Origin of the sequence: Amycolatopsis granulosa, assembly GCF_011758745.1 — a bacterium.
GTDB lineage: Bacteria > Actinomycetota > Actinomycetes > Mycobacteriales > Pseudonocardiaceae > Amycolatopsis_E > Amycolatopsis_E granulosa.
Genome location: NZ_JAANOV010000001.1, coordinates 3,491,201 through 3,516,797, shown reverse-complemented (window position 1 = coordinate 3,516,797; position 25,597 = coordinate 3,491,201). Strand labels below are relative to the sequence as shown.

Genomic DNA, 25,597 nt, shown 5'->3' with positions numbered 1-25,597 from the left:
GGCCGGACCGGCTGCGCGCGAGCGCTCAGAACAAGATCACCGCGGCCACGTAAAGCAGGATGCCCGCGGCACCCGCGAGGCGGGCGAGCATCAGTTCCTGCTCGGTGTACTCGCGGCCGCCGCCGCGCCGGTCGGACGACTCGCACACGGACCGCGGGTTGATGATTATCCAGAGCCCCAACGGCACGAACACGAGTCCGAAGATGATGTCGGAGACCCCCACCGGATTCCTCTCTCTCGGTCCGGGTGGGACGCGGAAGCGGCGATCGCGGTGCCGTGCCTGTTTCGCGGCTACCACACCGGGTCCGGCACAAGAGGGCGCCGCCGACGTGATCACCTGGCAGACCCGCAGTGCCCGGCTGCTGCCCCGCTACCTCGAGGGTCGTACCACAGGGGCCCCTGTTCCTCAGCTCCCGCCGCGGGCCCGGCTGTCCGACCGCCGCACTGCAGGCGTCCTACAAGCCGCACCCGCAGGACGCGCGGTGCATCAACCGGGGCGGCAGCCGCACCGTCTCGAACGGCCGCTCCGGCTCCTTGATCCGCGCGAGCAGCAGCCGCACGGCACGCCGCCCGATCTCCTCGATGGGCTGGGCCATCGTGGTCAACGGCGGCTCGACCAGGTCCGACCACTCGACGTCGTCGAACCCGGCCAGCGCGAGGTCCCGCCCGACCACCAGGCCGCGCCGGCGGATCTCGTGCAGCACGCCGACCATCATCGAATCGTTCGCCACCACCAGCGCCGTCGGCCGGTCCGGCAACGCCAGCAGCTTCGCCGTCGCCGCCGCACCGCCCTCCCGCGACGAATGCCCCGGCACCACCAGCTCCGGGTTCCAGGACAGGCCCCCGCGCCCGAGGCCGAGCCGGTAGCCGAGCGTGCGCTCCTCCGACGTGGCCAGGCCGGGCATCCCGCCCACGAACCCGATCCGCCGGTGCCCCAGCGACGCCAGGTGCTCGGTGAGCGCGGACGTCGACTGGATGTTCTCCGAACCGACCTGGTCCACGTCGGTGCGCATGGTGAGCCGGTCGATCAGCACGGTGGGCAGCCCGAGCGACACCAGCTCGCTGATCACGCGCCCGTCGCCCGCGGCCGGGGTGAGCAGCATGCCCTCGACCCGCCGGGACCGCAGCGTCCGCACGGTCTCCTGCTCGGTCTTGACCGCGTCGTGGGTGTCGGCGAGCAACACGGTGTAGCCGGCCGCGGCCGCCTCGCGTTCGATGGCCTGCATCAGCGCCGCGAAGTACGGGTTGGCCAGCAGCGAGATCGCCACCCCGATCTGCCGGGTGCCGCCGGTGACCAGCGAGCGGGCGACCGCATCCCCGGTGTAGCCGGTTTCCTCGATGGCGCGCAGCACGGCGGCCTTCGTTTCCGGCGCCACCGCGCGGGTCCCGTTCACCACGTGTGAGACGGTGGTGATCGAGACGCCGGCGAGGTCGGCGACGTCCTTCTGGGTGGGCCTGGACGGCATCAGGGGTCTCCAGCGAGCGAACGATCCGCAAGCGTTTGCGCAAACGCTTGCCGGAGCAGTGTAAGCCCTCCTACCGTCCCGATCGGCAATGTGATCAGCCTCGATGCGGAGGGCAGCGTGAGACAGCGGAGTCTCCTGTGCCTCGTCACGGCCGGCGTGCTGGCCGTCAGCGGGTGCACCGTCGAGCGCCACTGGGGCGGGAACTCGGCCCCGGCGGGCAGTGGCCAGGCCAAGGTCGGCCTGGTGACGAAGACCGAAACCAACCCGTACTTCGTCGAGCTGCGCAACGCGGCGAGCGCTGCCGCGCAGGCCCAGGGCGCCGGCTTCATGGCGCTGGCCGGCCAGTTCGACGGCGACAACGACGGCCAGGTCCGGGCCATCGAGAACATGGTCCAGCAGGGCGTTACCACGATCCTGATCACCCCGAACTCCTCCACCGGCGTGCTCGCCGCCATCGCCAGGGCCCGGCAGGAGGGGGTGCTGGTGATCGCGCTGGACACCGCGACCGACCCGGCGAGCGCGGTGGACGCCACCTACGCCACGGACAACGTCGCGGCCGGCCGCCAGCAGGGCGCCTACGTCAAGGCCGCGCTCGGGGGCCGCCCGCCGAAGGTGATCATGATCGACGGCACCGCGGGCAGCACCGTGGACACCTACCGGCACAACGGGTTCCTCCAGGGCAGCGGGCTCTCCGACGGCGATCCGGCGATCGTGGGCCGGGACAACGCCAACGGCGACCAGTCCATCGCCCAGCAGAAGATGGAGAACCTGCTGCAGCGCACCACCGACATCGACGCCGTCTACACGATGAACGAGCCGACCGCGCGCGGCGCGTACGCGGCGTTGCAGGCGCGTGGCCTGGCCGGGCAGCTCGTGATGGGCTCGATCGACGGTGGCTGCCAGGGCGTGCAGAACGTGCGTGACGGCCTGTACGCGGCCACGGTCATGCAGTTCCCGCGCAAGATGGCCGAGGAGGGCGTGACCGCTGCGGTGCGGTACGCCAGGACCGGGCAGAAGCCGAGCGGGTTCATCGACACCGGCTCCGTCGTCATCACCGACCACCCGATGCCCGGCGTGGCCAGCCAGAACACCGAGTGGGGCCTGCAGAACTGCTGGGGGACGAAATGACAGCCACAGCCAGCACGGTGGACCGGGGCGAGCGCGAGAGCCTCGGCGAGTTCTTCCTGCGCGCCCCGGCGATCGGGCCCGCGCTCGCACTGGTCGTCGCGGTCGTCGTGTTCTCGGTGTCCACCAGCACGTTCCTGGACCTGGACAACCTGTCGCTGGTGGTCGAGCAGTCGCTGGTGGTCGGCACGCTCGCCCTCGGGCAGACGCTGATCATCCTCACCGCCGGCATCGACCTGTCGAACGCCGCGGCGATGGTCCTGGCGACGCTGCTGATGGCGAAGCTGCTGGTCGGCGGCGTGCCCGGGATCTTCGCGCTGATCCTCGGCGTGCTGGTCACGTCCCTGCTCGGGCTCGTCACCGGCTCCCTGGTCACCCGGATCAAGCTGCCGCCGTTCATCGTCACGCTCGGCCTGTTCACCATGCTGACCGCGGCGGGCAAGCTCGTCGCGGGCGGGCAGGCGGTGCCCATCGCGCCCGGCTCGCTGCCGGCGTGGCTGGGCACCCGCCGCTACCTGTTCGGCGGCATCCCGGTCACCTACGGCATGACGCTCGCGCTGGTCATGTACCTGGTGCTGTGGTATGCGCTGACCCGGACCGCGTGGGGCAAGCACGTCTACGCGGTCGGCAACGCGCCCGAGTCGGCGCGGCTGAGCGGCATCAAGGTCAACCGGACCATCGTGTCCGTGTACCTGGTGGCCGGGCTGATCTTCGGGATCGCCGCGTGGCAGGCGCTCGGCCGCGTGCCCAACGCCGACCCGAACGCCTACCAGCTGGGCAACCTCGACTCGATCACCGCGGTCGTGCTCGGCGGCACCAGCCTGTTCGGCGGACGCGGATCGGTGTTCGGCACGATGATGGGCGCGTTGATCGTGACGGTGCTGCGCTCCGGGCTGACGCAGCTCGGCGTCGACTCGCTGTACCAGGACGTCGCCACCGGTGCGCTGGTGATCGCCGCGGTGGCCGTGGACCGGCTCGCCAGGAGGAAGAAATGACCCCCACCCTGTCGGCGCGCGGCCTGGTCAAGCGCTTCGGCCGCGTCACCGCCCTCGACGGCGCGGACTTCGACCTGGAACCGGGCGAGGTGCTCGCCGTGGTCGGCGACAACGGTGCCGGCAAGTCGAGCCTGATCAAGGCGCTGTCCGGGGCGCTGGTGCCGGACTCCGGAGAGATCTTCGTCGACGGCGAACCGGTGCACTTCCGGACACCGCTGGACGCGCGCCGGTGCGGCATCGAGACCGTGTACCAGGACCTGGCGCTCGCGCCGGCGCAGGACATCGCGACGAACATGTTCCTGGGCCGGGAGATCCGCCGCGGCGGTGTGCTCGGGCTGGTGCGCAAGCTGGACACGGCGAAGATGCGCGCCGAGGCCCAGCGGGTGCTGGACGAGCTGGACATCAAGATCAAGTCGATCACGCAGCCGGTCGAGACGCTCTCCGGCGGCCAGCGGCAGGGTGTCGCCGTGGCCCGGGCCGCGGCGTTCGGCACCAAGGCGGTGATCATGGACGAGCCGACCGCCGCGCTCGGCGTCGCCGAGTCGGCGAAGGTGCTCCAGCTGATCGACCGCATCCGGGAGCGCGGCCTGCCGGTCGTGCTGATCAGCCACAACATGCCGCACGTCTTCGAGATCGCCGACCGCATCCACGTGCACCGGCTGGGCCGCCGCGTCGCGGATGTGTCGCCGAAGACGACGAGCATGAACCAGGTGGTCGGGCTGATCACCGGCGCGCTGCGGGTCGGTGAGGACGGGCAGGTGACGGAAGTCGAGTCGGCGATCCACACCGGACTGTCGGCATGACGGTCCTGCTCGCCGGGCTGTGCACGGTCGACCTCGTGCAGCGGGTGGCGGAGCTGCCGGCGGCGGGCGAGAAGGTGCAGTCGCTGAGCGTCGAGGTGGCCGCGGGCGGACCGGCGACCAACGCCGCCGTGACGGTCGCGGCCCTCGGCGAGGAGGCCGTCCTGGTGACGGCGCTGGGCCGGCACCCGCTCGCCGGGCTGGCCCGCGCCGACCTGTCCGCGCACGGCGTGCGGGTCGCCGACATCGCCCCCGACCAGGACGAACCACCCGCGGTGAGCGCCGTGGCGGTGCGCGACCGCGACGGCGAGCGGACGGTGGTGTCCCGCAACGCCGGGCAGCACCCCGGCGCGATGCCCGGCGAACTGCCGGACGACGTCCGCGTGGTGCTGGTCGACGGGCACCTGCCGCGGCTGGCGCTCGGTGTGGCGCGGTGGGCGCGCGAGCACGGCATCCCGGTCGTGCTGGATGCCGGCAGCTGGAAACCGGTGCTGGACGACCTGCTGCCGCTGGTCGGCATCGCGGCCTGCTCAGCGCACTTCCGCGTGCCGGGACCGGGCCTGCGGGAGCGCGGGGTGCCCGCGGTCGTGGTGACCGACGGGCCGCGGCCGGTGCGCTGGGAAACGGCGGACGGTGCTGGTGAGATCGAGGTGCCGCGCGTGCGCGCGGTGGACACGCTGGGCGCGGGTGACGTCTGGCACGGCGCGCTGGCGTACGGCGTGGGACGGTTTCGGCTGCCGGAGCTGATCCGGTTCGCCAACGAGGTGGCCGCGACGAAGGTGCGGCACGCGGGACCCCGGGCGTGGGTCCCGGAAGTGCGGAAGTTGGGAGTGCGATGACGGTGACGAGTCCGACGTTCGACGAGCTGCTGACCAGGGCCGAGGGCCTGGTGACGCGGGGCAGGCGATCCATCCTGGGGATCGTGGGCGCGCCCGCGGCCGGCAAGACCACCCTGGCTCGCGGGCTGGCCGACGCGCTCGGCAACCGCGCGGTCGTGGTCGGGATGGACGGGTTCCACCTCGCTCAGGTCGAGCTGCAGCGGCTGGGCCGCACCGAGCGCAAGGGCGCGCCGGACACGTTCGACTCGCACGGCTACGTGAACCTGCTGCGCCGCATCAAGGAGACCAGCGAGACGGTGTACGCGCCGCTGTTCCGGCGCGAGATCGAGGAGCCGATCGCCGGCGCGGTGTGCGTGCCACCGGAGGTTCCCCTGGTCATCACGGAGGGCAATTACCTGCTGGTCGACGAGGAGCCGTGGCGCGAGGTGCCTGGGCTGCTCGAGGAGGTGTGGTTCCTCAAGCCGGACGAGCAGGAGCGGATCGAACGGCTGGTCAACCGGCACCGCCGCTACGGCCGCACGCTGGTCGAGGCGAAGGGCCGGGCACTGGGCAGCGACCAGCGCAACGCCGACCTGATCGAGACCACCGCGAGCCGGGCCGACCTGGTGCTGGAGAACCTGCCGCTGCAGAACTTCGTGATCTGAAGCGGCGCTCGGCTGGTTCGCCCGGCCCGGAGCGGGGAGACGCGGCGCGAGCCAACAGCGGCGCGGCCGGTTGGCGGTGGTCGCCTATTTGCCCACACCCTGTGGATGAATCTCTCGGTTGTCCACAGGTACGTCCCGCGGAAACCGGGAACCCCCATGGCACGTTGTACCGACGGAGGGGGCTCGAACGGGTGAGAGGGACGGTATGCCGAAGCTGACCGGAGTGCACCACCTGGCCCTCACGGTGACCGACGTCGACCGGAGCGTGCCCTGGTACGAGCGGGTGCTGGAGCTGCGGGAGACGGGTCGGCGCGAGGACCCGGCGACCGGGCTGCGGAAGGTCCGCCTCCAGGCACCGGGCGAGGCGTTCTCGGTGGTGCTGTTGCAGCACCCGGACACCGAGCGCGGCCCGTTCGACGAGCGGCGGACCGGGCTCGACCACGTGGCGTTCACGGTGCCCACCTACGCCGAGCTGAAGCAGTGGGAGCGGCGGCTCGCGGAGTACGGGGTGGAGTACAGCCCGGCGAAGGCGTCGCGGACGCTGCCGGGTTCCGCGGTCGTGGTGTTCCGCGACCCGGACGGCATCCAGCTCGAGGTCTGGGCCGACATCGACTCGTGACGCGCTAGGCCGCGGTCCGGTATTCCTGGTCCGGCTCGTCGTCGACCGGGCGGCGGATCTCCTGGCGGTAGCGGAACACGCCGTAGCCGGTGCCGAACACGAAGAACGCGACCGACAGCCAGACCAGCACCGTCTTCACCCACGGGATCGTGTCCAGCAGGCCGGCGCCGTAGTAACCGAGCAGGACCAGCGAGGGCACCCAGAACAGGCCGCCGAGCGCGGTGGCGAGCGCGAAGCGGCGCGGGTTCATGCGGGCCGCGCCGGCGATCAGCGGCGCCAGCGTGCGGACCCAGGGGATCCACCGGGCGGCGACGATCGCGAGGAAGCCCCTGCGGTCGAGGAACTCCCTGGCCCGGTCGAGGTTGCCCCGGTTGAGTACCTTGCCCCCGCGCCGGGCGATGAACCGGACCCCGGTCTGCTGCCCGATGTAGTACCCGACCTGGTTGCCGACCACCGCCACCACCAGCGCGGCCACCGACAACAGCCAGGCGCTCGCGTCCGCGCCGTGCGAGGCGAGCACCACGCCGGCCGCGAACAGCAGCGAGTCGCCGGGCAGGAACAACCCGATGATGAGGGCGCATTCGACGAACACGAAGCTGAGCACGATGACCCAGACCAGTAGCGGGCCGGCCGTGTCCAACCAGCCCACGCCGACGGCTTCGGACGCGGCGAAGTCGAAAGTCACCCGGAAAGCCTACGTGCCGCGAGCGAACAGCACTCAACTGTGCGGCGGAATTGCGTCGATCGTTACGGAACGCGGTCGCGCGTTGACGAAAACGCACGACCGCGTATCCGGCTCACATTTGCGGCAACGACTCGCCCTGAACGGCTTCGATGTCGAGTTCGATCTTGATGTTCGAGCCGATCGCGGCGACCCCGGCCCGCACCATCGCGTTGTAGTTGATCGCGAAATCGTTGCGGTGCAATTGCGTCGCCGCGTGGAACGCGACCCGCATCCCGCCCCACGGGTCGGGCCCGTAACCGCCGTAGGTCAGCTCCAGCTCGATCGCCTTGCGCTCGCCGTGCAGCGTCAGCTCACCGGCGAGCGTCCAGGTGTCCGCGCCGCGCTGCCGCATCCCGGTGCTGACGAACCCGATCACCGGATGGGCCTCGACGTCCAGGAACTCCGGCGACCGCAGGTGGTCGTCACGCATCTTGATGCCGGTGTCGATGCTCGCGGCCTTGATCTCGGCCTCGACCCGCGACCGCTCGGCCGGCCGCGCGATGTCGATGCGGCCGCCGATGTCGGAGAACCGGGCCTTGATGCTGGCGATCCCGAGGTGCCGGGCCGTCGCCACGGCGCTGGAGTGCACCGGGTCGATGGTCCACGGGCCGGGCGGTGGCAGCTCGACGGCTCCGGCCATCGGTGTGACCACCAGCTCGCCCAGCGAGCCCGATCCGTCCGACCCGATCTGCGCGGTCCGGGCCAGCGGGGCGTACCCGGCGGCGGTGAGGACCGCGGTGTAGATGCCCGCGGGCAGCGGTGGGGTGACCACCGCTCCCGTGGCGTCGGCAACGGCGCGCGCGACCTGCTGGCCGCTCATGTCCGTCACCGTCAGCACCGCGTTCTCCACCGCCCAGCCCTCGGCCGTGTGGATCTGCGCGCGCAATCCGCTCATGACCTCTCCGCCCCGTTGCTGGCCGGGTCGCCGAGCTGGTCGAGCACCTGCTCGTAGCCCAGCCGGACGTCGTGCTGGACGTCGCCACCACCCGGCAGGTTCACCTGGCTCGTCGCGGGCGGGTACCCGCTGGCGACGACGGTGTAGTCACCTTCCGGCAGGTCGCTGACGACGTACTCGCCGTTTTCATCCGTCCGGGCGACCGCGGCGACGTTCCCGTCGGCGCCCAGGACCGTGATCCGCGCGTCCGGCACCGGCCGGCCGCTGTCGGTCCGGGCGGTCCCGGCCAGCACCACGGCCGCCGCGATCTCGATGTCCTGGTGCAGCACGCCGCTGTCCGGCACGCTGATCAGGGACGCGACCGGGCGCATCCGGTCGGCGCTGGCCACCAGCGTGTAGATACCCGACCCGACGCCGCGGAACACGTACCCGCCGTCGGCGTCGCTGATCGCGGCGCCGGTGACCTCACCGCGCGAGTCGGTCAGGGTCACCGTGGCGCCCGGCAGCGGCACGGCCTTGCCCGCCACCCGGACCACGCCGCTCACCTCGCCCGAGCCGACGAGTGTCAGGTCCAGCCGGGCCGGCCCGCCCCCGACGAGCACGCTGGCCGCCTGCGGCTGATGCCCGGCCGCGGACACGATCAGCACGTACGTGCCGGTGCCCGGCGCGCTGATGCGGTAGTCGCCGTCGCCACCGCCGGTCGCCCGCGAGACCTGACGGCCCCGCTGGTCGATCAGGGTCAGCGCGGCGCCACCGACCGGGCTGCCGTCCTGCCGCCGCACGGTGCCGCTGACGGCCTGCCCGCCGGTGCCCAGTGCCTGCTCCGCCCCGGCGCTGGCGACCGCGTTCGTGATCGGCCCCGTCTGCCCGGTGAGCTGGTACTCGCCGTGCCCGTTACCACTCAACGAGTGCCTCCCACCGACGAGAACGGGTTCACGCTCCTGCTCGAACGCGGCGTCCGCGTCCGCCCAGGTGTCCTCCGCGGTGTCCTCCGCCGTGACCTGCGCGGTGGCGTGCGCATCTTCGACAGGCAGCAGGGCCTCGCCGCCTTCGACCGGCGGCGCGGGCTGAGCGGAGGGACCACCGGCGAGCGGGATCTCCTTCATGAACGCCAGCACCACCGCGGCCAGCAGGGCCACGCCACCGGCGACGTAGAAGACGCCGTGCATCGAGTTGGTGAACCCGGTCAGGATCGGCACCTGGAGCGCGTCGGGCAGGTGGTGCAGCCCGCTGGTGTCCGCCTGCAGCGCACCCAGCTGGCCCTGGTCGAAGCCCTTCGGCAGCGCGCCGCCGAACGCGTCGGCGATCTTGCCCGGCAGCAGGTTGAACAGAATGGTCAGGAAGACCGCGACACCCAGGGTGCCGCCCATCTGCCGGAAGAACGTCGCCGACGCGGTCGACACACCCATGTCGCGGCGCGGGCCGGCGTTCTGCGCGGCGATGATCAGCGTCTGCATGCAGCCACCCAGGCCCAGACCGATGAGCAGCGCGATCAGCAGCGGCTGCCACAGCGGGCTGTTGTAGTGCACCTGCGCGTAGAGCGCGGCACCCGCGGCGATCAGCACGGTGCCGACCACCGGCAGGATCTTGTACCGCCCGGTCTTCGCGGTGATCCGGCCGGAGATCTGCGAGCCGGTCATGATGCCCAGGACCAGCGGCAGCATCAGCAGGCCCGCCTGGGTCGGCGAGTAACCCCGCACGACCTGGAAGTACAGCGGGATCATGCTGATCGACCCGAACATGCCGATACCGACCAGCGTGCCGCCACCGATCGAGACGCTGAAGGTCGAGTTGCGGAACAGCCGCAGCGGGATGAGCGCCTCGTCCTTCATCACGTACTCGACGAACAGGAACAGCACGACGCCGAACGCGGCGACGGCGTAGCAGATCACGGAGGTCGTCGAGCCCCAGCCCCAGCTGCGGCCCTGCTCGGCGACCAGCAGCAGCGGCACCACGGCGATCGCCAGCGAGACCGCGCCGAACCAGTCGATGCGGTGGTCCTGCCGCTGGTGCGGCACGTTCAGCACCTTCGCCACGACCGCCAGCGCGAGCGCGCCGATCGGCACGTTGATCAGGAAGATCCAGCGCCACCCGTCGAGGCCGCCGAGGCTGTCGAAGCCGGAGAACAGGCCGCCCAGCACCGGGCCGAGGACGGTCGCGCTACCGAACACCATCATGAAGTAGCCCTGGTACTTGACCCGTTCCCGGGCCGGCACCACGTCGCCGACGATGGTCATGGCGAGCGACATCAGACCGCCGGCACCAAGGCCCTGGAACGCCCGGAACGCGGCCAGCTCGTACATCGAGTTGGCGAACGTGCAGGCGGCGGAGCCGACCACGAACAACGCGATCGCGGTCAGGTAGAACGGCTTGCGCCCGTAGATGTCGGACAGCTTGCCGTACAACGGCGTCGCGATGGTCGCGGTGATCAGGTAGGCGGTGGTCGCCCACGCCTGCTGGTCGAAGCCGTGCAGGTCGTTGGCGATGCGGACGATCGCGACGCTGACGATGTTCTGGTCCAGCGCCGCCAGGAACATCCCCAGCAGGAGTCCACTGAGGATGGTCAGGATCTGTTTGTGGCTCAGGCGCGGGCCTTCGTCCGCGGCGGCGCCGCCCATCGGCGCCGGTTGTTCTCGTGAGGCGCGTGTCATGCCTTTTCCCCCTTGCTGCGTGCCGAGATCTGATCGGCGAGATGTGGAGCGTGCGCTTCGATCCCCGTGTTGAGCCGGTCGAGGAGCTTGTTCAGGACCCGGCGTTCCTCCTCCGGCCACTCCGCGAGCACCTCGGCGAGCCAGCGGTTGCGCTGCTTGCGGTTCTCCTCGAACACGCGCAGGCCCTCCTGGGTCGGCGCGAGCAGGCAGGCCCGCCCGTCCTCCGGGTCGGCCAGGCGCTCGACCAGGCCGTGCTGGACCAGCGAGCTGCTCTGCCTGCTGATCGTCGAGATCTCGGCGTGCAGGGCGTCGGCGAGCCTGCTCGTGCGCTGCGGCCCGTCGTGGACGAGCTGGAAGAGAATGGCGTACGCCGCGCGCTCGATCCCGTCCGGACCGAGCTTGGCCACCTGGGACTTCGCCTTGGTGAGCAGGCGCATGAACCGGACGAGCTGCACGCCGAGCTCGTCGGCGATGTCGAGCTCGGTGTCGGTGATGGCCGCTTCCTCGACGCGTGATGGCATGGCCGGATCACTCTCTTCGTGCGGGTTGTCTTAATTGACCGAAGCAACTAGTTGCTTACGTCAAGGATGCACCCCGGATAGTTGGTTGCGCCAGTCAAATAACGCCGTTGTGGTCGATGACACTTTAGTTGCCACAGGCAACTGAATTTCCCGGGGCCAGAGTGGAAAACTTTTTCCGCAGTGCGGACGTGATCGGCACTACCATAGATGCATGAGCACCGACGCTTTGCTGACGACCCTCCGCGCCGAGCTGGGCAAGGATGCCGTGCTGACCGACGCCGACGTCACCGGCAGCTACTCCCGCGACATGATGCCGCTGGCCCCCTCCGGGCGGCCGCTGGCGGTGGTACTGCCGTCCGACGCCGAGGGCGTGCAGGCGGTGGTCCGCGCCTGCGCGGCGGCGAAGGTGCCGATCGTGCCGCGCGGCGCCGGCAGTGGACTGTCCGGCGCGGCGAACGCGATCGACGGCTGCGTGGTGCTGGTGATGACCAAGCTGGACCGGATCGTCGAGATCGACGCGGCCAACCGGCTCGCCGTCGTCCAGCCGGGCGTGGTCAATCTCGACCTCCGCGACGCCGTGGCGAAACACGGACTGTTCTACCCGCCGGACCCGTCCAGCTACGACTGGTGCACGATCGGCGGCAACCTGTCCACCAACGCCGGCGGCCTGTGCTGCGTGAAGTACGGCGTGACGACCGACTCGGTGCTCGGGCTGGAGGTCGTGCTGGCCGACGGGTCCCTGCTGAAGGCCGGCCGGCGGACCGTCAAGGGCGTCGCCGGGTACGACCTTGCCCGGCTGTTCGTGGGCAGCGAAGGCACGCTCGGCGTGATCACCCAGGCCACGCTGGCGTTGCGGCCGTTGCCGCAGGCGCCGGCCACCCTCGTCGCCGGCTTCGACACCACCGAGGCGGCCGGCACCGCGGTGGCGCGCACCGTGCGCGAGGGGCTGGTGCCGTCGCTGATGGAGATCATGGACGCCAGCTCGATCAAGGCGGCGGAAACGTACCTGAAGACCGACCTCGGCGCCGGCTCCGACTGCCAGGCGCTGCTGCTGTGCCAGTCCGACTCGGGTGGCGAGGCGGCCCGCCGGGAACTCGCCGCGCTGGAGCAGATCTGCGCCGACAGCGGCGCGACCATGGTCTACGCCACCGAAGACCTCGAAGAGGGCCGCATGCTGATGCAGGCGCGGCGGGTGGTGCTGACCGCGCTGGAGCAGTACGGCGTGTGGCTGACCGACGACGTCTCGGTGCCGCGCACGCGGATCGCCGAGCTGATCGCCGGGTGCCGGCGGATCAGCGAGGAGGTCGGCCTGCGCATCGCGGTGGTCGGGCACGCGGGCGACGGCAACATGCACCCGACGATCGTCTACCAGCCCGGCTCCGCGGACGAGTTCGCGCGGGCGCGGCGGGCGTTCGACGAGATCCTGCGGGTGGGGCTGTCGCTGGGCGGCACGGTGACCGGTGAGCACGGCGTCGGCAAGATCAAGCGGGAGTGGCTGGAGCGCGAGATCGGGCCGGTCGGGATGCGCGTGCACCGGCGGATCAAGCAGGCGCTCGACCCGGACAACCTGTTCAACCCGGGCTCGATGTTCTCGATGAGCTGATCCACGCCGATCGGCAATGGAGCAGTACGTTCACGTGGTGATCCACCGCTCCGAACCCGCACCGCCGGATGCCGTGTCAGCGCTGCTCGCCACCGGCGAGCTCCGGCCGGCCACCATGGCCGGCCCGATACCCCGGCCGACCGGCCCGATCCGAACCGACGACGAGGCCGGTGACCTGCTCCGCCGCCTCCCCGACGACGAACGGTTCTGACGGCCGGAGACGCGCGAAGGCCGCCGCACCCGTGCTCGTGCGGCGGCCGTCCCGGTTCTGCTCAGGGGTCGACGCGCGGGATCCGCTGCGTGACCTCGCCGTCGGACTCGGCGGCGGGGGCGGGGGACTGGGCGGCGGCGAGCTTCTTCTCGCGGCGGTTCCTGGCGTACTCGATCACGATCGGCACCACCGAGACCAGCACGATGAGGATGAAGATGGCCTCGATGTTGGTCTTGATGAAGGAGATGTTGCCGAGCACGTGCCCCAGCGCGGTGATACCGGCGGCCCACAGGATGCCGCCGAGCACCGTGTAGGTGAAGTACTTCCTCGGGTCCATCCGGCCGACACCGGCGATCCAGGTGATGAACGTGCGCACGAACGGCACGAACCGCGCCAGCACGACCGCCTTCGAGCCGTGCTTCTCCAGGAAGGCGTGCGTCTTGTCGACGTACTCCTGCTTGAAGAACCGCGAGTCCGGCCGCTTGAACAGCGCCGGGCCCACCTTCCAGCCGATGAGGTAGCCGACCACGTTGCCGAGCAGCGCCGCGATCGTCACCAGGGTGCAGACCAGCCACAACGGGGTGTGGATCGAGCCCTGCGCCACGAACAGGCCGGCGGTGAACAGCAGCGAGTCACCGGGGAGCACCGGGAAGATGCTGCTCTCGATGAAGATGACCAGGCACAGCCCGACGATCACGTACGCGCCGAACTGGGTCAGCAGGTACTCGGGGTTGAACCACTTCGGCATCAGAGCGAGCGTGGTCGCGGTCTCGGCGAGAATCACAACACAAAACGGTACAGGGTGACCCTGTGTGCAGTATGCGGGCTCAGAACAGAGTGATGAGACCGATGACGGCGCCGGTCGCGAAGCCCAGCAGGGCCGCCAGGCCGAGCACCCAGTAAACCGGTAGCGGGCGGGCCGGCACGCCCCGGCGCGGTGCCGCGGCCGGCTTTCGGGGCGGATGTGCCAGGGCCGCGCGCTCGCGTTCGAGCGGACTGGCGCCGGTACCGGACAGCAGCCCCGGCTCCGGCCACCCCCCGGACGGCGGACCAGGGTGCGGCGCACTGCGGGCCTGCGCCTGCAGCGCCTCGGCCAGCAGCCGTTCCGGATCCTTCGGCTCGCTCACCCGCCACAGCGTAATCAACGACGGGCACCATGGGCAGGTGCGTGAACTGATCTACGTCTCCGAGGCGAAGCTGCGGCAACTGGTCCCGGATCTGCCCAGGCGTCCGCGGGGCCTGCGGGACGTGGAGGCCCAGGTAACCACCCCGGTCGGCGGCATCAAGGTGGGCAAGCCGGCGCGCGAGACCGAGCCGGGGCTGGCGGGTGCGGTCGCCGCGCTGGAGGCGTCGCCGCGAGCGCCCCGGTGGTTCGCCGAGCCCGGGGTGCGTCCCGGCGAGTGGGTGCACTTCGAGGCGCCGATGGCCTACGGCGAGGTCGGCGGGGCGGTGGTGTTCCTGGACGTGGACGAGGCCGGCGCGGAGTACCCGACCGGCGGCCGGCTCCGGCTGTTGCTGCACGGCTCGCGCCACCACCTGGTCGGCTCGCTGCCCGCCGAGCGGGACATGGACGACCGGTGGCACCACTCGATGTGGGTGCGGTTCACCCAGGTGCTGCTGAAGCTGACCGACCCCGGCCAGGCCGGGAACGCGGGGGACGAGCGGTTCCTCGGCCGGGTGGTGACGGCCATGGACCGGCTGGCCGACCGCCTCCAGCCGGAGTTCGCGGCCGCCTGGGTGGCGGGGTACGCGCGGATCACCGCGGTCCTGCCGGAGGACGAGCGCACCATCCTCGTCGCGACGCCGCTGTACGTCGAGCACGTCGCCGCACCGGAGGCGTGATCAGGCGATCCAGGTGCCCTGCCGCAGCACGCGGGCCGGCCTCAGGTCGGCGTCCAGCACCACCAGATCCGCCGCCAGGCCGGTGCGCAACGACCCGAGCCGGTCGTCCAGGCCGAGCAGCTCGGCCGGCCGTCCGGACGTCGCCCGCACCGCGTCCGGGACGGACAGCCCCGCACCCCTGACCAGGTTCCGGAACGCCGCATCCATGGTCAGCGTGCTGCCGGCCAGCGAACCCGTGTCCGCCAGGGTCGCCACGCCGTCCCGCACGTCGACCTCCAGCCGGCCCAGGTGGTAGCGGCCGTCGGCGGCGTCGGTGGCGGACATGGCGTCGGTGATCAGGGTCGTGCGGCCGCGGCCGGCGTAGCGGGCCGCGATCCGCAGCACCGTCGGGTGCACGTGGACCAGGTCGCAGATCAGCTCGACGGTGATGCGCTCGTCGTCGAGCAGCACGCCGATCGGGCCGGGCTCACGGTGGTGCAGTGGTCGCATGCCGTTGAACAGGTGCGTCGCCACCGTCGCGCCCGCGTCGATCGCCGGGCGGATCTGCTCCTCGGTGCCGTCGGTGTGCCCGATCGCCGCGATCACCCCGGCTTCCGCCAGCTGCCGCACCGCGCGCACGCCGCCGGGCAGCTCCGGCGCCAGCGTCACCATCCGCACCGCGCCGTGACCGGCGCGCAGCAGGGCGTCGACGGTCGCCGTGTCGGGTTCCCGCAGGACCGCGGGGTCGTGCGCGCCGCACCGGGACGCGGCGATGAACGGTCCTTCCAGGTGGATGCCGGCCAGCTCGCCGTCGGTCACCAGCTCGCGCAGCACCGCCATCTGGTCCACCAGCGCCCGCACCGGATCCGACACCAGGCTCGCCAGCATGGTGGTCGTGCCGTGCCTGCGGTGCGCCTTGATGGCGGTGACGATCTCCTTGGGATCACCGCTGGAGAACGACCCGCCCCCGCCGCCGTGGCAGTGCGCGTCGACGAACCCGGGCACCACGTAGGCACCGCCGACGTCCACCCGCTCACCCGGGGGCGGCGTCCCGGTCCCGATGCCCGCGATCGTCCCGCCGGTGACGACGAGCCACCCGTCGTCCACCAGCCCCTCGGGGAGGGCGAGCCTGCCACCCGTCAGCACGAAACCCGTCACAGGCTCCAGCATATTGGTCTAAACCAGCTCAGCCACTCATGGCCTTCTGGAGAGCCTCCAGCGCCCGGCTCGCGGTGGACTTCACGGTGCCCTTCGAAATGCCCGCGACCTCGGAGATCTCCGCCTCGGAGAGACCGCCGTAGTAGCGCAGCACCAGCACCTCGCGCTGCCGCGGCGGCAGCTTCGACAGCGCGTCCACCACCGACTGGTGCTCGCTCGACAGCATCGCCAGGCTCTCCGCGGAGCGCGCGTTGACCGCGTGCGGCGGGACGTACTCGCGCGCCGTCTTGCGGCGCCGCAGCACGCTGCGCGACCCGTTTACCACCGCGGTGCGCAGGTACGCCACCGCGGCGGTGGCGTCCCGCAGCTTGCCCCAGTTCCGGTAGAGACCGGTGAACGCCTCCTGCACGACGTCCTCGGCCGTGGCCGGCTCGTCGACCAGCAGGATCGCCAGCCGCACCAGCCGCATCCGGTGGACCTTGTAGAGGTCCTCCAGCGTCAGCGGGCCGGCCGGCTGGGCCGACGCGGTACCGACCCCGTCCATGGTGCGCAACTGCCCGAGCGTGCGTTCGACGCTGCGCCCCGCGCTGCCGTCCGCCATGTATCCCGCCTGTCCTCGGCCAACCCGTTTGTCCACGTGCTCTGCACGCTCGCCCAGCGTATCGGTTGATCCTCGCCACCCGGTAGCGTGCGGAGCAGTACTCAGACGGAGGTGCGCATGGCCTGGTTCCTGGTGCAGACGGTCTACGACCAGGGGAAGTACGCGGAGGTGCGACCGCGGCATCGCGAGTACCTGAAGAAGCTCGCCGACAAGGGCACGGTCGCGGTGGCCGGGCCGTTCACCGACGACACCGGCGGCGCGTACCTGATGCAGGCCGCGAACGCCGACACCCTGCAGGAGCTCCTGGACGCCGACCCCTACATCGCGGAGGGCGCGCTGGAGAGCTACACGGTGCGGGAGATCAATCCGACGCTGGGCGCCTGGCTTCAGTAGGCGCCGCCGAGCTTGGTGTGGTCCCAGCTGACGATCTTCGTCGGCGTGAACACCAGGCCGACCCGTTTGGCCGCCTGCGCGGCCACCACGTCGGCCGCCAGCGAGCCGCCGCCGTAGCGCTCGGCCAGGGCCGCGCCGATCGCGGCGACGGCGGCCGTGTCCTCGACGATCTCGACGTCGGCCTCGAACTGGACGCCACGCAGCCGGTCGTAGGTGTCGCCGGTCTCGACCAGCACGGTGGCCTGCGGCAGCCGGCGGAGGTTGGCGACCTTCTGGGACTTGCGGTAGGTCCAGGTCGCCACACCCCCGCCCCGCGGGACGTACCACAGCGGGGCGAGGTGCGGGCGGCCGTTGGGGTTGATGGTGGCGACGTTGATGATCTTCTGCCCGGCGAGGAACGCGAGTACCTCGTCGCCGGTCATCCTGATCTGGTCGCGGCGGGACATGACGGCTCCTATCGGGTCGCGGCCCGTCCGCCGTGCCCGGTCACCGCGGCCTCGCGCGCTCCGCGGGCCTTGATGTCCTCGAGCGCGGCGCGGTCGGCGGCGGGCACCCTGGTGCGGGCGCCCAGCTCGACGACCGGCGGCAGCAGCGCGCGGACCGCCTTGAGCAGGCCGACCCACTTCGGCACGTGGATGACGCGGGCCCGCTTGAGGACACCGGCCTCGAGGTGGTCCAGGGCCACGCCGAGCGGGTAGGTCCGGCCGAGCAGGCCCGGCATGCCGGCGCGCAGCTTGCCGAACACCGGGTGGGCATCGGCGCTTTCGACCAGATCGGTGCGGATCCACGTGGGGTGGGCGACCCCGACCTTGACGCCGAGGTGGGCGACCTCGGCCCGGAGGCTGTTGCAGAAGGCTTCGACGCCGGCCTTGGCCGCGGCGTAGTTGGCCATGCCGGGGGCGTGGGTGATCGCGGCGAGCGAGGAGATCGCCAGCAGGTAGCCCTTGCGCTCGATGACGTGCGGCAGCGTGACGCGGAAGGTGCGCCACACGCCGAGCAGGTCGACCTCGATGACCTTCTCGAAAGCGGCGGGGTCGACGGAGCGGACGAAGCCCGTCGTGGCGATTCCCGCGTTCGCGATCACGATGTCGATGCCCCCGAAGTGCTCCACGACGCCGGCCGTGGCCTGTTCGAGGGCGGTCCAGTCGGTGACGTCGGCCTCCCAGGCGCGCGCCGAGTCGCCGATGCGCTCGGCGACCTTGCGCTGCTCGTCCGCCTCCAGCCCGACGAGGGCGACCTTGGCGCCGCGGGCCGCGAGCCGTTCGGCGAGCCCGGCGCCGATGCCGCGCGCAGCTCCGGTGATGAGCACGACCTTGCCTTTGACGTTGGCCATGGCCGGACCCTACCTCAACCTACCGCGAGTAAGCTACTACCGAGTAGGTGAAGTCGCGGTGTCCATGCCCGCGGCAGCGGCCCGGACACCCCGTACCCGGCGGCGGTGCGCCACCGCGATGGCGATCGCGGCGAGCACGGCGCACGACTCGATGGCTCCCGCGGTCCAGCCCACCGCGGCGACGCCACCCGAGGTGAGCGCGAGCGAACCGGCGAACCCGCCCAGCGAGATGCCGATGTAGGTCGCGCTGGCGCTGAGCGAGAGCACCACCCCGGCGTCCCCGGCGGCCAGCTCGACCAGCCGGTGCTGCTGGACGGGCATGAACGCCCACCCGAACACCCCCCACACCGCGAGCACCACCGCAGCGGCGACCATGCCCGTGCGTCCGTGCACCCCGAGCGAGGCGAGCACGCCGAAGGTGGTCAGCGCGAGGGCGAGCCCAGCCGTGGTCACCACGGCCAGCGAGGTCGCCGGGTACCGGTCGGCCGCGCGCCCGCCCACGGCATTGCCCGCGACCGCGGCCACCCCGAACACCAGCAACCACACGGCCAGCCCGGACCCGCGCACCCCGGCGAGGTCACCGAGCACCGGGTTGACGTAGGTCAGCACGGTGAACGCCCCGGCGATCCACAGCACCGTGAGACCGAGCGCGGTGGGCACGCCGCGGGTCCGGGCGACCGCGATGCGGGCGCGCAACCCGGTGGCCGGCGGTGTCCGCACGCTGGGCAGCAACAGGGCGAGCCCGGCCGTGGCGAGTGCGGCGAGCACGGCGATCGCCAGGAAGGTCACCCGCCACCCGAACGCGGCGCCGACCAGCGCACCGAGCGGCACCCCGAGCGCGGTGGACAGGCTGACGCCGGCGGCGACCGTGGCCAGCGCCCGGCCGCGCCGGCCATCGGCGGCGAGGACGGCCGCGGTGGCCGAGCAGGCCGGGGTGAACACGGCGGCCGCGAGCGCCGCCAGTACCCGCACGACCATCATGACCGGGTAGGAACCGGCGATCGCGACGCCCGCGTTCGTCAGCGCGAACACCGCCAGGCTGCCGATCAGCAGCGGGCGCCGGGGCAGGCCGCCGGTCAGTACGCCGAGCACGGGGGCGCCGACCGCGTAGGCGAGGGCGAACACCGTGATGAGCTGTCCCGCGGCGCTGTCGGACACACCGAGGGCGTGCCCGACGTCGGGAAGCAGACTGGTGATCACGTATCCGTCGGTGCCGATCGCGAACAGCCCGAGGGCGAGCAGGACGAGCACGGGTCTGGTGGAGCTGAGAGTCATCTGGGATCCCGTGAAGCGCGGGTCAGGTGGTCTGGAGGAACAGGTCCAGCAGGGCCAGCAGGGTCTCCGGCGCGTCCTCCGGCGTGAAGTGACCGGCCTGGGGCAGTTCGACGACCGGGGCGCCGGGATAGCCGAGCCGGAACGCGGGCACGGTGTAGCGCGGCAGGAGCGCGGTGTCCCGCATCCCCTGCACGAGCAGCGCGGGCTTGCCCCGCAGCGCCGCCACGGCCGCCGGGTCGGGCGGTGCCGGCGCGGGAGCGTCCGGGTCGGGGGCCACGAGCTGCTGGGGGAACCGGATCACGCCACGGCACTGCGCCCGGCCGGTGAAGTGCGCGGAGTAGGCGCGAACCCAGGTCGGGGTGACGATCTGCGGACGGGTGATGGTCTGCAACGCGAGCATCAGGTGGGTGATCGTGTGGCCGGCGTTGCCGAGCAGGACTTCCAGGGTGCCGTCGGCGTGCGCGGCCCGCGCCCAGCGGAACCACGAGCTGTCCGCGAAGTTGTGCTGCATCAGTTCCGCGTAGCCCGGCAGCCCCAGGGGCAGCACGGTGTTGGTGGCGAGGATGCGGCTGACGCGATCCGGGTGCCGGACGGCGAAACCGGTGCCGATGGGACCGCCCCAGTCGTGCAACACCAGCGTGATCCCCTGCAGGTCGAGTTCGCCGACGAGCAGCTGCTCCAGGTTGTCCACGTGCTCGTCGGCGAGGTAGCCGCGCCCGGGCGGCGTGTCGCTCTTGCCGAAGCCCATGTGGTCGGGCACGACCACCCGGTGCTGCCGGGACAGGGGGCCGACGAGGTGCCGCCACAGGTAGCCCCAGGTCGGTTCACCGTGGAGCAGCACCAGGGTTTCCCCGCCTCGCCGTGGACCTTCGTCCACGTAGTGCTGCCGGAACCCCGCGGCCTCGCAGTAGCGGGCCGGGAACGGCCAGGTTCCGTCGAACGTCTCGTGTTCCGGGATCACTTCTCGTCCTTCGCTGTCCACGTCGTGCACCCGGGCGGCAGGCCCGGCGTCCGGACGCTAACGGCGGTCCACTGACATCTGGTGTCAGCGAAGATCACGAGAAATGCGATGTCATGTCGGGGACGCGGGCCTGCCGTACAGCTCGGCGAGCGTCGCGGCGGTGGTGGCCAGCCGCTGCCGCAGCGAGTCCGGTGCGAGCACCTCCGCCTCGGCGCCGAGCCGGAGCAGCAGCCCGGCGGTGTGGTCCGTGGACTCGATCGGGATGACCGTGCGGATCCAGCCCGCGGTGTCCGGTTCGGCGCGTTCCCGCGCCGCACGCACCAGATCGGGTTCGAGCAGGTGCGTGAGCCGGTCGAACACGGACGTCGTCATGCGGACCGTCGCCTCGCCCACGTACCGGCGGGCGTCGAACTCCTCGAGGTAGCTGTCCCAGTGCCGCCCCAGATCGAATCCGGGCGGGCGCGGGAACCGCTCGGCCAGCGGCTGCAAACGGAGGATCTGCGAGACCCGGTAGGTCCGGACGGACCCGGAACTGCCCCCCACCAGGTACCACCGGCCCGCCTTGAGCACCACGCCGTAGGGCTCGACGACCCTGGTCACCTCGTGCGGGGCGGCCCACCTGCGGTACTTCACCCGGACCCGGAGCTGGTTCCAGGTGGCCTGCACCACCGCGGCCAGGTGCGGGGCGGGCTCCGGGTCGGCGTACCAGCCCGAGGTGTCCAGGTGGAAGCGCTGCTGGAGCTGGCCTGCGCGGTCGCGCAGCTCCTCCGGCAGCGCGGCCATCAGCTTGAGCTGGGCGGTGGCCAGCACGGCACCCAGCCCGAGATCCGCGGCGGCCCCGGGCAACCCGGACAGGAACAGCGCCTCGGCCTCGTCGGTGGTCAGCCCGGTGAGCCGTGTGCGGTAGCCGTCGAGCAGCTGGTAGCCGCCGTCGTGGCCGGCATCGGCGTAGAGGGGGATGCCGGCCGCGGACAGCGCGTCCATGTCCCGGTAGATCGTCCGGACGGAGACGTCCAGTTCGTCGGCCAGCTGCCGCGCGGTCATCCGCCCCCGGGTCTGGAGCAGCAACAGGGCTGAGACCAGTCTGCTCGCGCGCATGCGAGTGAGCTTGCCAGTCCACTGTCGTTCGGCGTCAGTGGAACCAGCTCGTGCCACGACACGCCCGCGGCGGGGTAGCGGATCTCACACGGCGGCGGCGACTGGGCCGAACGGCCGAATTCCCGTTGCTCCACGCTGTGGACCAGGCCCGCGCCCGGCGGCCGCGGCCCGGTGCGCATCGCGGTACTCGAATCCCCCTCCGTGTCCGTCCTTTTCGGAATGAGCACCACCGTCGTGCCACGTCACGTCGGCGGCCGAAAAGCGGAAACCATTGACCTGCCCGCGCCGAAATTGTCACACGACCAGCACCCGGACCTACCGTTACCTGGTGCGATCAATTTCACCCGTTCGTGTTGTACGTTGTTAGACACGGCCACCTTCACGCGCTCTCAGTGCGGTTGGGGTAGTGTCCTAGATCCAGGCGCCACTCGAACGGGTGAATGTCATTCGACTCGGCTGTCGCCCATTTTTATGCCATTTTTCTGACGTTCAGAGAACGCAAAGTCGCGTTCCTGAGACTTTGCGCCCGCTGACGGAGAAAGACGGACAAGTGGTGGACTTCGACGCGCTCGCCGCCGAATTGCGCGGCCTCCGCGAAAGTGTCGCCGGGGTGACGGACACGGTGGTGGCGGCGGTCGACGGGATCTGCATCTTCGCCGACGTGGCCGAGACCATCGACCCCGCCAAGATCTCCGCGCTCGCCGCCGCCGACCTGGGCATCGCGCGCCAGGCGTCCGAACTGGCGGGCCAGGGCACGTTGAACCAGACCGTCGTGTTCAGCAGCGACGGCTACATGGCCGTCTACGCCATCGGCCGGATCGCGCTGATGGTGGTGCTGGGGGACAAGGGTCTGAACGTCGGGCGCCTGCTGTTCGAGACCCGGCCCGTCATCGACCGGATCGCCTCGATCCTGACCGCCTAGCCGGCACGGAAACCAGCTACAGGAGGAACTGATCATGATGAACATCGACACCGCGCTCAAGGAAGCCATGAGCATCACCGGCGCTCTCGGCGTCGCGCTGGTCGACTACGAGAGCGGGATGTCGCTCGGCACCGCCGGGGGCGACGACTGGTTCGACCTGGAGATCGCCGCGGCCGGCAACACCGAGGTCGTGCGGTCGAAGTTGCGCGTGATGTCGTCGCTCGGGCTCAACGACTCGATCGAGGACATCCTGATCACGCTGCACCGCCAGTACCACCTGATCCGGCTGCTGGACACGCCCGGCTCCCGCGCGTCCATGTTCCTGTACCTGGTGCTGGACCGGGAGCGGGCGAACCTGGCGCTGGCCCGGCACTACCTCAAGCGCATCGAAGCCGACCTGCAGGTGTAGGCCGCGCTCGCACAAGAGGAGTGGGCGATGACCACAGGCGGCTCGAAGGCCGCACTCGTCGTCGGCTCGGAGTTCATGCACGACCTCGGTTCCCTGTTCCCGGTCGCGATGACCCTCGCCGGCGACGAGCTGGTGTTCACGTTCGTCTCGCCCGGTGAGGCGCAGGAGTGGGTGGCGGGACGGTCGGGGTCGGTCCTGGCCGGGCGGGAGGCCCGGTTCGTCGTCCACCCGCAGGAACAGCAGGTCCTCGTCGAGCTCGCGGGCACCCGGATCCGGGCGCTGATCGTGCTCGCGGAGGACGTGGCGGCGGCGCCGGTGCACGCACCGCTCCCCGGCCGCTGGCGGGACCAGATGCCCTGCACGGTGCGGATCGCGCTGGACGAGCTCGCCCGGATGCTCGCGCGGTGCCAGCACCACGCGGGCGGTCCCGACCCGCTGATCGACCTCGACCTCACCTACCGCCCCGATCCCGATTACCACGACCGGCTCGACCAGGCGCACGAAGGCGTGCGGCCCTTCATCGCCCCGGTCCGCCCGATGCTGTCCCTGCGCTGGCGCTCGGCGACACCGGGGCAGCGCAAGGCGTTCCTCGACGAGCTGCCGGACGCCCCGCCCGGACGCGGCTGGCTGCGGCGCCGGCGCACGGTGCGCGTGCTGGGCCTGGAGCTGGAGGTGGCGCGGTGAGCACCGGCCGGGCGTCTACCGCGACGCGTCGTCCAGGGCCGCGAGCTCCGTCTCGGTCAACCGCAGTGCCACGGAAGCCAGCAAATCCGACAGCTGGTCCACGTTCCGGGCACTGGCGATGGGCGCGGTGACGGTCGGCTGCGCGGCCAGCCAGGCGAGCGCGACGGCGGCCGGCGTGGTCCCGTGGGCGGCCGAGATCTCGTCCAGCGCCGCCAGCACCCGCTCGCCCCGGTCGTCCAGGTACGCCAGCGCGCCCTCGGCCCGCGGGCTGCCGCCGGCCTCGCGCGAGCGGTACTTCCCGGTCAGGAATCCCCGGGCCAGCCCGTAGTACGGCAGCGAGGACAGCCCCTCCGCCGCCACGAGGGGGGCCAGCTCCTGCTCGTACCCGCGCTCCACCAGGTTGTACTGCGGCTGCACCGCGACGTACCGGGCGAACCCCTCGCGGTCCGCGATGGACAGCGCCTCGGCCAGCCGTTCCGCGCTGTAGTTCGACGCCCCCAGGTACCGGACCTTCCCCGCACGCACCAGCGAGTCGAACGCTTCCAGCGTCTCCGCGAGCGGCACGTCCCCGACATCCTTGTGCGCGTAGTACAGATCGATGTGGTCGGTGCGCAGCCGGCGCAGCGAGTCCTCCGCCGCCTCGCGGATGTTCTTCGCGCTCACCCCCGGCCGTGCCGCCCAGGCGCCCACCTTCGTGGCGATCACCACGTCGTCCCGGCGGCCACGGCGCGCCAGCCAGTTACCGATGATCGTCTCCGACTCACCGCCCGAGTTGCCCGGAACGCGCGCCATGTACACGTCCGCGGTGTCGACGAAGTTCCCGCCCGCGGCCGTGTACGCGTCGAGCACCGCGAAGGACTGCTGCTCGTCGGCGGTCCAGCCGAAGACGTTGCCACCGAGGTTGAGCGGATACACCTCGAGGTCACCGATTTTCGCCATGACCCCAACGTAGAGGAATGCCACGCGCCCCCGCCGGAGTTGGCACGGGCATGGCCATTCAACTCGGCAAGATCGGTATCTGGCGGCGCTGGAACCAGCTGGACGCGGACCTGGCACGCGAGGTCGAACGACTCGGCTACGGCGCGATCTGGATCGGCGGCTCCCCCGACGGGCGGCTGGACATCGTCGACGAGCTGCTCGACGCCACCGAGCGCATCACGATCGCCACCGGCATCGTCAACATGTGGAAGGACGACGCGGCCACGGTCGGCGCGTCCTTCCACCGCATCGAGGCCCGGCACCCGGGCCGGTTCCTCCTCGGCGTCGGCATCGGCCACCCGGAGGCGACCCAGGAGTACCAGAAGCCCTACGACAAGATCGTCGATTACCTCGACGGCCTCGACGAAGCGGGCGTGCCGGTCGCCGCCCGCGCGCTCGCCGCGCTGGGCCCGAAGGTGCTGAAGCTCGCCGCCGAGCGGACCGCGGGCGCCCACCCGTACCTGACCACGCCCGCCCACACCAAGGAGGCACGGGAGATCCTCGGCGACGGCGTGCTGCTGGCTCCCGAGCAGAAGATCGTGCTGGAGACCGACCCCGGCACGGCCCGTGCCATCGGGCGCCCCGCCGTCCAGCACCCGTACCTCGGCCTGGTCAACTACCGCACCAACCTGCTCCGCCACGGCTTCACCGAGGCCGACCTGGACGACGGCGGCAGCGACGCGCTGATCGACGCGCTCGCCCTGCACGGCGGCATCGACTCGATCGCGCGCGGCATCCAGGCCCACCTCGACGCCGGCGCGGACCACGTCTGCATCCAGGTCCTCGGCGACGACCCGCTGCCCGGCTACCGCGCCGTCAGCGAGGCCCTGCTGTCCTGATCACGCGAGGCCGCTCCGCCGCCGCGGAGCGG

General features: G+C 71.4%; 30 protein-coding genes. 14 read left to right on the top strand and 16 right to left on the bottom strand.

All coding sequences use genetic code 11. The features are described 5' to 3' along the window. Positions 1-25: 25 nt before the first annotated feature. Entirely contained in the window at positions 26-223 is a 198-nt protein-coding gene (locus FHX45_RS17165) for a DUF6199 family natural product biosynthesis protein (protein ID WP_167102701.1), read from the bottom strand. Positions 224-455: 232 nt separating this feature from the next. After that, positions 456-1,466: a LacI family DNA-binding transcriptional regulator gene (locus FHX45_RS17160; protein ID WP_167102698.1), complete on the bottom strand. Its 1,011-nt coding sequence runs from the start codon at positions 1,464-1,466 to the stop codon at positions 456-458. Between the two features lie 117 nt (positions 1,467-1,583). Here FHX45_RS17160 and FHX45_RS17155 point away from each other — a divergent pair, with 117 nt between their 5' ends. The 6 genes from FHX45_RS17155 (at position 1,584) to FHX45_RS17130 (ending at position 6,488) form a co-directional block, all read left to right on the top strand. After that, positions 1,584-2,594, top strand: a complete 1,011-nt coding sequence (locus FHX45_RS17155) for a substrate-binding domain-containing protein (RefSeq protein WP_167102695.1) — start codon at positions 1,584-1,586, stop codon at positions 2,592-2,594. Beyond that, positions 2,591-3,586 (top strand): ABC transporter permease, encoded by a 996-nt coding sequence (locus FHX45_RS17150; protein WP_167102693.1) that lies wholly within the window; start codon positions 2,591-2,593, stop codon positions 3,584-3,586. The genes FHX45_RS17155 and FHX45_RS17150 overlap by 4 nt, the downstream gene beginning before the upstream one ends. Next, a complete protein-coding gene (locus FHX45_RS17145; RefSeq protein ID WP_167102690.1) occupies positions 3,583-4,389 on the top strand; it encodes an ATP-binding cassette domain-containing protein in 807 nt (268 codons plus the stop codon). Before FHX45_RS17150 ends, FHX45_RS17145 begins: the two co-directional genes overlap by 4 nt. Beyond that, complete coding sequence (locus tag FHX45_RS17140) at positions 4,386-5,225, top strand: PfkB family carbohydrate kinase (RefSeq protein WP_167102687.1); 840 nt, start codon at positions 4,386-4,388, stop codon at positions 5,223-5,225. The genes FHX45_RS17145 and FHX45_RS17140 overlap by 4 nt, the downstream gene beginning before the upstream one ends. After that, positions 5,222-5,869, top strand: a complete 648-nt coding sequence (locus FHX45_RS17135) for a nucleoside/nucleotide kinase family protein (protein WP_167102684.1) — start codon at positions 5,222-5,224, stop codon at positions 5,867-5,869. Before FHX45_RS17140 ends, FHX45_RS17135 begins: the two co-directional genes overlap by 4 nt. A gap of 205 nt (positions 5,870-6,074) precedes the next feature. Beyond that, complete coding sequence (locus FHX45_RS17130) at positions 6,075-6,488, top strand: VOC family protein (protein ID WP_167102681.1); 414 nt, start codon at positions 6,075-6,077, stop codon at positions 6,486-6,488. 4 nt (positions 6,489-6,492) lie between these two features. Here FHX45_RS17130 and FHX45_RS17125 read toward each other — a convergent pair whose 3' ends face one another. The 4 genes from FHX45_RS17125 to FHX45_RS17110 all read right to left on the bottom strand — a co-directional run bounded on the left by FHX45_RS17125 (position 6,493) and on the right by FHX45_RS17110 (position 11,279). Then, entirely contained in the window at positions 6,493-7,173 is a 681-nt protein-coding gene (locus tag FHX45_RS17125) for a VTT domain-containing protein (RefSeq protein WP_167102677.1), read from the bottom strand. A 112-nt stretch (positions 7,174-7,285) separates the two neighbouring features. Next, positions 7,286-8,107, bottom strand: coding sequence for a YceI family protein (locus FHX45_RS17120; protein ID WP_167102674.1), 822 nt, complete (start codon positions 8,105-8,107; stop codon positions 7,286-7,288). After that, a complete protein-coding gene (locus FHX45_RS17115) occupies positions 8,104-10,758 on the bottom strand; it encodes an MFS transporter (protein ID WP_208405960.1) in 2,655 nt (884 codons plus the stop codon). Before FHX45_RS17115 ends, FHX45_RS17120 begins: the two co-directional genes overlap by 4 nt. Further along, positions 10,755-11,279, bottom strand: a complete 525-nt coding sequence (locus FHX45_RS17110) for a MarR family winged helix-turn-helix transcriptional regulator (RefSeq protein ID WP_167102671.1) — start codon at positions 11,277-11,279, stop codon at positions 10,755-10,757. The genes FHX45_RS17115 and FHX45_RS17110 overlap by 4 nt, the downstream gene beginning before the upstream one ends. 211 nt (positions 11,280-11,490) lie before the next feature. Here FHX45_RS17110 and FHX45_RS17105 point away from each other — a divergent pair, with 211 nt between their 5' ends. Both FHX45_RS17105 and FHX45_RS17100 read left to right on the top strand, forming a co-directional pair. After that, positions 11,491-12,882: an FAD-binding oxidoreductase gene (locus FHX45_RS17105; protein ID WP_167102668.1), complete on the top strand. Its 1,392-nt coding sequence runs from the start codon at positions 11,491-11,493 to the stop codon at positions 12,880-12,882. A 16-nt stretch (positions 12,883-12,898) separates the two neighbouring features. Beyond that, positions 12,899-13,093, top strand: a complete 195-nt coding sequence (locus FHX45_RS17100; protein ID WP_167102665.1) for a prevent-host-death family protein — start codon at positions 12,899-12,901, stop codon at positions 13,091-13,093. Between the two features lie 61 nt (positions 13,094-13,154). Here the strand turns inward: FHX45_RS17100 and FHX45_RS17095 are convergent, their stop codons facing one another. Next, positions 13,155-13,841, bottom strand: coding sequence for a DedA family protein (locus tag FHX45_RS17095; protein WP_208407195.1), 687 nt, complete (start codon positions 13,839-13,841; stop codon positions 13,155-13,157). Between the two features lie 79 nt (positions 13,842-13,920). Then, on the bottom strand, positions 13,921-14,220 hold the full coding sequence (locus FHX45_RS17090; RefSeq protein ID WP_167102659.1) for a hypothetical protein: 300 nt from the start codon (positions 14,218-14,220) through the stop codon (positions 13,921-13,923). A gap of 37 nt (positions 14,221-14,257) precedes the next feature. Between FHX45_RS17090 and FHX45_RS17085 the strand changes: the two genes are divergently transcribed. Further along, positions 14,258-14,935, top strand: a complete 678-nt coding sequence (locus FHX45_RS17085) for an SAVMC3_10250 family protein (protein WP_167102656.1) — start codon at positions 14,258-14,260, stop codon at positions 14,933-14,935. Here the strand turns inward: FHX45_RS17085 and nagA are convergent, their stop codons facing one another. Both nagA and FHX45_RS17075 read right to left on the bottom strand, forming a co-directional pair. Then, a complete protein-coding gene (gene nagA / locus FHX45_RS17080) occupies positions 14,936-16,060 on the bottom strand; it encodes an N-acetylglucosamine-6-phosphate deacetylase (RefSeq protein ID WP_167109098.1) in 1,125 nt (374 codons plus the stop codon). A gap of 40 nt (positions 16,061-16,100) precedes the next feature. Next, positions 16,101-16,673, bottom strand: a complete 573-nt coding sequence (locus FHX45_RS17075) for a SigE family RNA polymerase sigma factor (RefSeq protein WP_167102653.1) — start codon at positions 16,671-16,673, stop codon at positions 16,101-16,103. Between the two features lie 117 nt (positions 16,674-16,790). On the opposite strand from FHX45_RS17075, the gene FHX45_RS17070 reads away from it, so the two are divergent. Beyond that, positions 16,791-17,066 carry a YciI family protein gene (locus tag FHX45_RS17070; RefSeq protein ID WP_167102650.1) on the top strand — a complete coding sequence of 92 codons (276 nt, stop codon included), beginning with the start codon at positions 16,791-16,793 and terminating at the stop codon, positions 17,064-17,066. On the opposite strand, the gene FHX45_RS17065 is transcribed toward FHX45_RS17070, so the two are convergent. From FHX45_RS17065 to FHX45_RS17045, 5 genes are all read right to left on the bottom strand, one after another. After that, positions 17,060-17,512, bottom strand: coding sequence for a pyridoxamine 5'-phosphate oxidase family protein (locus FHX45_RS17065; protein ID WP_167102648.1), 453 nt, complete (start codon positions 17,510-17,512; stop codon positions 17,060-17,062). The genes FHX45_RS17070 and FHX45_RS17065 overlap by 7 nt on opposite strands. An 8-nt stretch (positions 17,513-17,520) precedes the next feature. Further along, the gene (locus FHX45_RS17060; protein WP_167102645.1) at positions 17,521-18,399 is read right to left on the bottom strand and encodes an SDR family oxidoreductase; all 879 of its coding nucleotides are present in this window, start codon (positions 18,397-18,399) and stop codon (positions 17,521-17,523) included. 36 nt (positions 18,400-18,435) lie between these two features. Continuing rightward, entirely contained in the window at positions 18,436-19,674 is a 1,239-nt protein-coding gene (locus FHX45_RS17055) for an MFS transporter (protein ID WP_167102643.1), read from the bottom strand. Between the two features lie 22 nt (positions 19,675-19,696). Further along, complete coding sequence (locus tag FHX45_RS17050) at positions 19,697-20,635, bottom strand: alpha/beta fold hydrolase (RefSeq protein WP_167102640.1); 939 nt, start codon at positions 20,633-20,635, stop codon at positions 19,697-19,699. A gap of 111 nt (positions 20,636-20,746) precedes the next feature. Further along, complete coding sequence (locus FHX45_RS17045; RefSeq protein ID WP_167102637.1) at positions 20,747-21,733, bottom strand: helix-turn-helix transcriptional regulator; 987 nt, start codon at positions 21,731-21,733, stop codon at positions 20,747-20,749. Between the two features lie 550 nt (positions 21,734-22,283). Between FHX45_RS17045 and FHX45_RS17040 the strand changes: the two genes are divergently transcribed. Genes FHX45_RS17040 through FHX45_RS17030 form a run of 3 tightly spaced genes read left to right on the top strand, consistent with a single transcriptional unit; the run spans position 22,284 to position 23,748 of the window. Beyond that, positions 22,284-22,655: a roadblock/LC7 domain-containing protein gene (locus FHX45_RS17040; protein ID WP_341771496.1), complete on the top strand. Its 372-nt coding sequence runs from the start codon at positions 22,284-22,286 to the stop codon at positions 22,653-22,655. Between the two features lie 37 nt (positions 22,656-22,692). Further along, the gene (locus FHX45_RS17035) at positions 22,693-23,064 is read left to right on the top strand and encodes a hypothetical protein (protein WP_167109094.1); all 372 of its coding nucleotides are present in this window, start codon (positions 22,693-22,695) and stop codon (positions 23,062-23,064) included. 27 nt (positions 23,065-23,091) lie between these two features. Continuing rightward, entirely contained in the window at positions 23,092-23,748 is a 657-nt protein-coding gene (locus FHX45_RS17030) for a hypothetical protein (RefSeq protein ID WP_167102635.1), read from the top strand. Positions 23,749-23,763: 15 nt separating this feature from the next. On the opposite strand, the gene FHX45_RS17025 is transcribed toward FHX45_RS17030, so the two are convergent. Then, positions 23,764-24,687, bottom strand: a complete 924-nt coding sequence (locus tag FHX45_RS17025) for an aldo/keto reductase (protein ID WP_167102632.1) — start codon at positions 24,685-24,687, stop codon at positions 23,764-23,766. A gap of 50 nt (positions 24,688-24,737) precedes the next feature. On the opposite strand from FHX45_RS17025, the gene FHX45_RS17020 reads away from it, so the two are divergent. Further along, complete coding sequence (locus tag FHX45_RS17020; RefSeq protein WP_167102629.1) at positions 24,738-25,565, top strand: LLM class F420-dependent oxidoreductase; 828 nt, start codon at positions 24,738-24,740, stop codon at positions 25,563-25,565. Positions 25,566-25,597 lie beyond the last annotated feature (32 nt).